Source organism: Paraburkholderia atlantica (assembly GCF_009362785.1).
GTDB lineage: Bacteria > Pseudomonadota > Gammaproteobacteria > Burkholderiales > Burkholderiaceae > Paraburkholderia > Paraburkholderia atlantica.
The window spans coordinates 203,202-210,432 of record NZ_WHNQ01000012.1 but is presented as its reverse complement, the minus strand read 5'-3'; the positions used below and the strand labels follow the sequence as shown (position 1 = coordinate 210,432).

Annotated in this window: 7 protein-coding genes and 1 pseudogene; 5 read left to right on the top strand and 3 right to left on the bottom strand. The window is 66.0% G+C overall.

The features are described from left to right. The first annotated feature begins 24 nt into the window (after positions 1 to 24). Positions 25 to 417 (top strand): carboxymuconolactone decarboxylase family protein, encoded by a 393-nt coding sequence (locus tag GCT19_RS19345; protein WP_152852821.1) that lies wholly within the window; start codon positions 25 to 27, stop codon positions 415 to 417. A 251-nt stretch (positions 418 to 668) separates the two neighbouring features. Here the strand turns inward: GCT19_RS19345 and GCT19_RS19340 are convergent, their stop codons facing one another. The 3 genes from GCT19_RS19340 to GCT19_RS19330 all read right to left on the bottom strand — a co-directional run bounded on the left by GCT19_RS19340 (position 669) and on the right by GCT19_RS19330 (position 4,778). Beyond that, entirely contained in the window at positions 669 to 1,355 is a 687-nt protein-coding gene (locus GCT19_RS19340; protein WP_152852820.1) for an HAD family hydrolase, read from the bottom strand. Positions 1,356 to 1,448: 93 nt separating this feature from the next. Beyond that, positions 1,449 to 2,891 carry a cytochrome-c peroxidase gene (locus GCT19_RS19335; RefSeq protein WP_152852819.1) on the bottom strand — a complete coding sequence of 481 codons (1,443 nt, stop codon included), beginning with the start codon at positions 2,889 to 2,891 and terminating at the stop codon, positions 1,449 to 1,451. Positions 2,892 to 2,981: 90 nt separating this feature from the next. Beyond that, positions 2,982 to 4,778, bottom strand: a complete 1,797-nt coding sequence (locus tag GCT19_RS19330; protein WP_152852818.1) for a phospholipase C — start codon at positions 4,776 to 4,778, stop codon at positions 2,982 to 2,984. Between the two features lie 352 nt (positions 4,779 to 5,130). On the opposite strand from GCT19_RS19330, the gene GCT19_RS19325 reads away from it, so the two are divergent. The 4 genes and pseudogenes from GCT19_RS19325 to GCT19_RS19310 all read left to right on the top strand — a co-directional run bounded on the left by GCT19_RS19325 (position 5,131) and on the right by GCT19_RS19310 (position 7,200). Next, a complete protein-coding gene (locus GCT19_RS19325) occupies positions 5,131 to 5,445 on the top strand; it encodes a YXWGXW repeat-containing protein (protein WP_152852817.1) in 315 nt (104 codons plus the stop codon). Positions 5,446 to 5,687: 242 nt separating this feature from the next. Continuing rightward, positions 5,688 to 6,281, top strand: a pseudogene (locus GCT19_RS19320) (RNA polymerase sigma factor); the annotation flags it as partial. Next, entirely contained in the window at positions 6,278 to 6,694 is a 417-nt protein-coding gene (locus GCT19_RS19315; protein ID WP_152852816.1) for a hypothetical protein, read from the top strand. The pseudogene GCT19_RS19320 and the gene GCT19_RS19315, both read left to right, overlap by 4 nt. Continuing rightward, on the top strand, positions 6,691 to 7,200 hold the full coding sequence (locus GCT19_RS19310; RefSeq protein ID WP_152852815.1) for a periplasmic heavy metal sensor: 510 nt from the start codon (positions 6,691 to 6,693) through the stop codon (positions 7,198 to 7,200). The genes GCT19_RS19315 and GCT19_RS19310 overlap by 4 nt, the downstream gene beginning before the upstream one ends. The last annotated feature ends 31 nt before the right edge of the window (positions 7,201 to 7,231 follow it).

The following is a 7,231-nucleotide window of genomic DNA, read 5'->3' as shown; positions in this document are numbered from 1 at the left end:
CCCCTCCGAAGCCAAGGAGTCCCCATGCCCCACCTCAAACCCATCGAATACGCCGACGCCTCCCCCGAAGTCCGCGCCGTCTACGACGACATCAAAGCGACCCGCCAGGTCGACGACGTCAACAACTTCTGGAAGTACATCGCGCAGCATCCGCCGACCCTCGCGCGCACGTGGGACAGCCTGAAGGAAGTGATGGCGCCCGGCGCGCTCGATCCGCTGGTCAAGGAGCTGCTATACGTCGCAGTCAGCGTAACGAACAACTGCGGCTATTGCGTCGCGAGCCACACGGCGGCGGCGCGTCGCGCCGGCATGACCGACGAGATGTTCGGCGAGCTGCAGGCGATCGTCGGAATGGCTAACGAAACGAACCGGCTTGCGGTCGGCTATCGCGTGCCGATCGATCCGGCCTTCGAATAAGAGCATGAAGCGCATGGTGCGGCCCGATCGTACCGACCCGGGCCGCAACCCATGCATGCTTGTGGATGGGTATCGAGCGCGCAAATGCCTTACGCTCGGGCGTTCCAGTTCCACGCACCATGCCCTGCGGCGGGATTCAACTTCTGTACTGGCGCGAGCGCCGATCGACCGCATCTGCGCACCCGAAAACTGATCGCCGTCGGCCGACTTGCGGCAGACCGGTGTCGTTCAGCCGCCGACACGTCGGCCGATCAGCGCATACTCCATCCCGCGAGTAACGCCGGTAGCTCGGCCATCTCCCTGAACACGTGCACCGCTCCCGCGCCATGCAACGCGGTCGCGCTGCTATGGCCGAGCTGCGTCGGGCAATAGCCGAATACCGTCGCGCCGGCCGCGACACCCGCGGTCGCGCCCGTCACCGTGTCCTCGATTACCGCGCAGCGTGCCGGCTCGACGCCGAGGGCCGCGGCCGCGGCGAGGTAGACGTCGGGAAACGGTTTGCTGCGCGGCATTTCGTGGCCGCTGAAGATGCGTCCGTCGAAGCAGTCGAGCAGGCCGGCCTTCACGAGCTGCAGTTCGATCTTGATGCGATCCGCGCCCGACGCCACCGCAATGCGTCCATTCAAGGTTTGGTGCAGCGCGTGCACCGCGAAAGACGCGCCGTCGATCGCACGCAACTCATTGTCGAGCGCCACGTTGCGACGCGCGCGGAACTGCGCCAGCCACTCGGCAGTGAGGGCAAAGCCGGTGTGCGCTTCGATCAGTTCGGCTTCGTCCTTGACCATCTTGCCGACGAAAATGCGCATCGTCTCTTCGACGCTCAAATGCCAGCCCAGCTCGCCGAGCATCTCGGTGAGCACGCGGTTCGTGATGGGTTCGGAATCGACGAGCACGCCGTCGCAGTCGAAGAGCACGGCGTCGAAAGGAAAATCGGCCATCGGGGAGGGTACGGATGAGGTTCGCTAAAGCGGCAAGCATACCTCACCGGCCTGCGGGCCGCAGCGCGATGGCCACCCGTCAAACGCGCGCAATCATTCGCTGTACCCGTCGCTCAGCGTCTTCAGGAACGCGATGATGTCCTGAATGTCCTGATCGTTCATTGCGGGTTGATCGCCGAACTTGCGGTCGAACGGCGCGTCGGCAACATCGATGTTCGCGTGATACCGCGGCGGCAGATCGTCGTACTTGATCGCCTTGCCCGACGCATCGCGCGGATAGATCTTGTCCGGCGCCGTGTCGCGCAGGTTGTAAAAGTCCATCACGTGCCTCAGGTCGTGATACACGCCGTTGTGAAAGAACACCTTGCGTTCGGCGACGTTGCGCAGCGTCGGCGTGAGGAACATGCCACAGTACTGGGTCTGCTTCGCGAGGTCGTCGCGAAACGGTCCGCATACGCCCATGTCGAAGAACTTCGGGTCCTTGTTCATCGGAATCGCCGGATTGCGCGGCACACCCAAGGCTTCGTATTGCGTATCGGTGAAAAGCGGCGGGAGGCCGTCGCGGCTCGGCTGGCTGAGGTGACAGCCCGCGCAATTCGCCTTGTCCTTGTCGTTGAACAGTTGCAGACCGTGCAGTTCGGCACGCGTGAGCCGCGCCTTGCCTTCGAGCCAGTAGTCGTATTTGCTCGTGAACGCATGAAACGACGGATCTTCGGTCTGATAGCGGCCCACCGCGAACATCGCTTCGGCAATCAGCAGGCTCGGGTTGTTGACGATGCCAACTCCAAAGATCCGTTTGAACTGGTCGAGGTAGCGCGTTTGCAGCAGCTTTCGCGCGACGTCGGCTTCGCTCGTGTTGGCCATCTCGACCGGATTGGTCAGCGGGCCAATTGCCTGGTTCTGCAAGGTATCGGCGCGGCCATCCCAGAACAGGCCACCTTGCGGCACCATCGCCGGAGCCGCGGGCGCGGCGAGCGCGGTCTTCTGCGCGCGTTGCATGCCGGCGGCCTGCGAGGCGAGCCGCGTGATGTCGACGGGAGCGTCGGTATCGCCCTGATCGGGGCCGATGCTGAACGGCGCCTGCCGGTACAGATACGCGAGCGACGGCGGAGGACGATAGCCCGCCTGGTCCAGATGCAAACCGCCCATCTGCACGGACAACGCGTTATCCGGTCCATACGAATGCTTTGGCGAGTGACATGTCGCGCACGACTGCTGACCCGACGCGGACAGCGTCTTGTCGAAGAAGATCTGTTTGCCGAGCAGCGCAACCGCACTGAGCGGCGCTTGCTGCGGACGCATCAGATGCACCGGATGCGGATTCGCGCCGGTGAACTCCTCGACGATCCCGCCGACCGCGGCCGGCATCCGCTCCGGATACACCAGTGCAAACGCCGCGAACGCGGCAAAGCCGGGCACGACAGTCGCCGCGCTTCCCGCGAGCAGCCGCAACCACGCGCGGCGGGTGCTCGCAGAGTGCGGTTCATCCGCGGCTGGCGGCGGCGCTGGCGCGAATGCGTCTGACGGTCGGCTCATGGCGTTGACGAATAGATCGATCGGATACGTGAAAAACGACGTAGACGGAGACGTCACCGGCTCGATCGAGCCAGCGCGCACCGCGCCCGCTCAGGTCGACGGCGGCGAAGACAGCTTGGTGCCGAGGTTTTCGTCGAGATACAGCGGCGCGGTGTTGCCCGTACCCGAAAAATTGAACATGTTGATGATGCTGCCGGCCGTCGCATCGAACGAGCCGCCGCCGAGGCGCTGGCCGCCGAGCCAGTTGTCCTCGATGAAGCGCACCACCGACGCCTGCGTGATCGGCGTGTCGTCGACGAAATTGACCTTCGCCCACGGCGACACGACGATGAACGGCGTGCGCGTCCCCGGCCCGCAGCGGCCGTTCACCACGCCGCCGTTGACGCCTTGCGGCTGCACCGCGCCCGCGGCAGTGCACTGACCCGCCGCGCTGAGGTTGTCGCTGCCGGCCACCGTAGCACCGCCGGCCAATTGCGCGCTCGTCGAGTCGAACGACGCGCTCGTCGGCGCCTTGTAGCGGTGGTCGTACCAGCCGTCCGAATCGTCGTACGCAATGATCACGGCGGTGTTCTTCCAGTCAGGCTGCTGTTCGAGGAAGTTGATCACCTTGGTGACGAACGCCTGCTCGTCGAGCGGGTCCGAGTTGCCCGGGTGGCCGTCGCTGATGGCCGGCGCCTTCAGGAAGTTGACCGATGGGTAGTTGCCGGCCTTCACTGCGGTGAAGAAATCGTCGGTGTCGTACTGGTGGTGCACCGGGGTCGCGGAGTTATCGAGCGGATCGGTCGTACCGATCACCGCCGTCGACGAAGGCCGCGTATGCGCGAGGTTCGCCGTGCTCGCGTAGTACTGGAACCACGCGTGGTGCTGCACGTAGTCGGCCTTGCTCGCGTTGAGCACTTGCGAGAACGTCGAGCGTGCGCAGCCGGTCGTGCCGTTCGGATTGACGGTCTGCAGATTGAAGCCGCCCATGAAGCCGCCCCACGTGATGTTCTTCGCGTTCAGCAGGTCGCCGATGTTCCTGTTTTTCGAGGACATCGCGCCGGTCACCGTGCTGCCCGCCGCGATCGTGCAGGCGTCGCCGGTCGGGTCGAGGTCGCCGATCATCGTGTTGCCGCCGGCCGAGTCGGGGATCACGTTGGCCGACACGCCGCCCGTCAGGATCACGCCGTTGTTCTGGCCGGACACGACTGCGAGTGCGCCGGGCGTCGACGGTCCGTAGGTATCCGTATACGCGTTCTGGTTCATCGCGAAGTTCTGCGCGTAGTTCCACATCGCCGTGACCGTGTTGCCGTCGAAGTAGCCGAGCACCTGGCCTTTCGTCGCGAACGCGCCGGTGCTGCCGGCGATCGTCGTGCCGGCCGCCGTGAACAGCGGGAACGAATCCATCGCGCCGTTGTTGTACGCGAGTTGCTCGGCCGCGTACGCGTGATTCTGGCTCGACGTATTCGCTTGCGAGCGATCGAGGCGGAATGGGAGCAGGTCCGCGGCCGGCAGCCCGAGACCCGCGATCGCCACCGTGCCGACCGTGCGGCCCGCCGTGTTCGGCGAGCTCGCCAGCGCGTTGGGGTTCGACGTCAGCAGGTTGTTGCTGCTGAGGTTGTTGACTGTCGGCGTGCCCGCGGCCGCGGCGAATTGCGGTTCGCCGACCGGGTTGGTCGCTTGCGGATAGGTGCCGAAGTAGTGATCGAACGACACGTTCTCACCGAAGATCACAACGACGTGCTTGATCGGCGTCGCGGTCGTCAGCGCGTCCTGCGCGGACACCGAAGCGGCCGGCGACGATGCGCCCGTAGTCGACGCCGCGGGCGTGCTGATGCTGTTGTTGCCGCAGGCGGGGAGCAGCAGCATCGCGGCGAACGGAATGGGTAACAAAGCTCTACGGAACATGTGACTGACTCCAGATTCGACTTGGCCGAGCAGCGTTTCCATCGACAGGCATGGAGATTCGCCGCGGAATATGGGTAGAAATGCCGTTGCTGTTACTGTCGTTGCCGCAATCAAGCTGCCGACGATTTCAGCAGTCCGCGATTAAAGATTCGAGTCGCGGACATTACGCTGGCTATCGGTTTCCATTCATATCGCTGACTTCCGGTTCGCGTCGTGCTAACCGTGAAGCGCTTTCTTTCCGCCGCACGCTTTTTTTTGCAGGCAGAGCGACGGATTTCCCCCGCTGACCCGTTGAAGAAGAAACGGGGCCACTCTGGCTCCGGCTCTTTTCGGTCCCTGGGGAGAAAACGACATGATCTCGAACCGCATGAGTCGCCTGCTCGGTTCCACGCTGACCGCCGCGCTGTGCTGCGCGGCCACGCTGACGGCCGCGCCCGCCTCCGCACAAGTGGTGATCGCGCCGATGGCGCCGCCGCCGCGCGTCGAAGTCGTGCCCGCGCCTCGGGACGGCTATGTGTGGGATCAGGGCCGCTGGCGCTGGGAGCACGGCCGCTATGTGTGGGCGCCGGGCCACTGGCAGCCGGTGCGCGTCGGCTATCACTGGGTGCCCGGGCATTGGGCGCAACGTGGGCCGCACTGGCGCTGGATCGACGGACATTGGGCTTGAGCGAGGCTTGCGATGAAAACACTCGTGATGATTCTGCTGGCGGCCTCGCTCGCCGGCTGTGTGGTCTATCCGGCCCGTCCGGCCTATTACCGGCCGGCGGTCGTCGTATATTGACCGCGTACGTGATACCCGGCCGGATAGCGGCGTAGCGGCACGAAAACCATAACAACACGACAGTCGAAGGAGCGGCGGCAAGTGAACGACGTTGATCCCGTGTTGCGGCCCGCACGCGAACGCGCGCGCGTGCTGTCGCGACGGAGCCGCACGCCTTGAGCGACGCGCCGCCCGATCCGGACGCCGAGCTGCTCGCGCGGGTGGGCCGCGAGGAGCCCGGCGCGGTCCGCTCGCTGGTCGCGCGCAAGCTGCCGCGGCTGCTCGCGCTCGCCACGCGGATGCTCGGCGATCGCATGGAAGCGGAGGACGTCGCGCAGGAGGTCTTCGTGCGAATCTGGAAACAGGCGGCTCGCTGGCGTGAAGGCGAAGCGAGGTTCGACACCTGGATGCATCGGGTCGCACTCAATCTTTGCTATGACCGTTTACGCGGCCAGCGCGAAGACCCGAGCGACGAACTGCCCGACACGGCCGATCCCGCCGCGCTACCCGACGCGCGGCTCGAAGCACGCGCCGACCACGCGCGCGTGCGCGCGGCGCTCGCCGCGCTGCCGGCGCGACAGCGCGAAGCGCTCGTGCTGAGCTATTACCAGGAAATGTCGAACGTCGACGCTGCCGCCTTGATGGGCGTCAGCGTCGATGCGCTGGAGAGTCTGCTGAGCCGCGCGCGCCGCGGTTTGCGCGCTCACCTGGCCGGCAGCGGCCTTAGCAAGGACAAGTCATGACGCCCGAAAGATTCCATCAGATCGTTGCAGCGTACGGCGCCGACGCGCGTCGCTGGCCGGAGCGCGAACGCGAGGCCGCGCAGGAGTGGGCGCGCGCGCATCGCGACGAAGCCGACGCCGTGTTGAGCGATGCGGCCGGCCTCGACGCATGGCTCGCCGCGGACCGGATCGAGCCGCCGAGCCTCGAACTGCAGCGTCGCATCATCGATGGCGCGCCAGCGCGACGCCCCGCCGCGCGCTGGCGTTTGTGGTGGTCGGGCGCGGCGGTGGCAGGCGTCGGGCTGCTCGGTGGCGTGGCCGGCGCGCTCGCGGTGTCGTTCTTCGTGCTGACCGAGAACGCGCCGGCCGTGCATGAGTCCTCGTATCTGACTTCGAGCTTCGGCGGCAGCTCCGCCGATTGGAGCGGCGAATGAACGGGCGCTCGTGGAAATTTGCGCTGCTGGGTTCCGCGGTGCTCAACGTGTTCCTGCTCGGCGCGATCGCCGGCGGCGCGTATCAGTGGTTCGCCGTGCACGGTGCGAATCAGCCGGTGGCGCAGGACCAGCGCGCGCTGCGATTCGCCGCCGAGCCGCTGTCGGCGCAGCAGCGGCAGGCGTTTATCGACGGCCTGAGAAACGCGCGGCGCGACGGGCGCGAGTATGCGCGCGACGCTCGCGAAGGGCGTCGCGAGGTATTGCGTCTGCTGGCCGCGCCGCAGTTCGATCGCGCCGCGCTGGATGCCGCGCTCGCGCGCACCCGCGCGGCCGACAGCAGCCTGCGCGCGATGGTCGAAGCGAGCGTCGCCGATTTCGCGGCGACGCTGACGCCTGAGGAGCGCATCCGATTCGCCGAGAGTCTGAAGCTGCGCGGGCAATGGCGCGAAGCGCAGCCGGCGCTGAACGAGAAGAAGCCGGCGTCGAATGCCGCATCGGGCGAATAGAAAAATGCGTGCGATGGCGACGGATTTCGGC

Excerpts from the sequence above, each read along its gene's own strand:
- GCT19_RS19345 (WP_152852821.1), top strand. The coding sequence starts at position 25 with ATGCCCCACCTCAAACCCATCGAATACGCCGACGCCTCCCCCGAAGTC.
- GCT19_RS19340 (WP_152852820.1), bottom strand. The coding sequence starts at position 1,355 with ATGGCCGATTTTCCTTTCGACGCCGTGCTCTTCGACTGCGACGGCGTG.
- GCT19_RS19335 (WP_152852819.1), bottom strand. The coding sequence starts at position 2,891 with ATGAGCCGACCGTCAGACGCATTCGCGCCAGCGCCGCCGCCAGCCGCG.
- GCT19_RS19330 (WP_152852818.1), bottom strand. The coding sequence starts at position 4,778 with ATGTTCCGTAGAGCTTTGTTACCCATTCCGTTCGCCGCGATGCTGCTG.
- GCT19_RS19325 (WP_152852817.1), top strand. The coding sequence starts at position 5,131 with ATGATCTCGAACCGCATGAGTCGCCTGCTCGGTTCCACGCTGACCGCC.
- GCT19_RS19315 (WP_152852816.1), top strand. The coding sequence starts at position 6,278 with ATGACGCCCGAAAGATTCCATCAGATCGTTGCAGCGTACGGCGCCGAC.
- GCT19_RS19310 (WP_152852815.1), top strand. The coding sequence starts at position 6,691 with ATGAACGGGCGCTCGTGGAAATTTGCGCTGCTGGGTTCCGCGGTGCTC.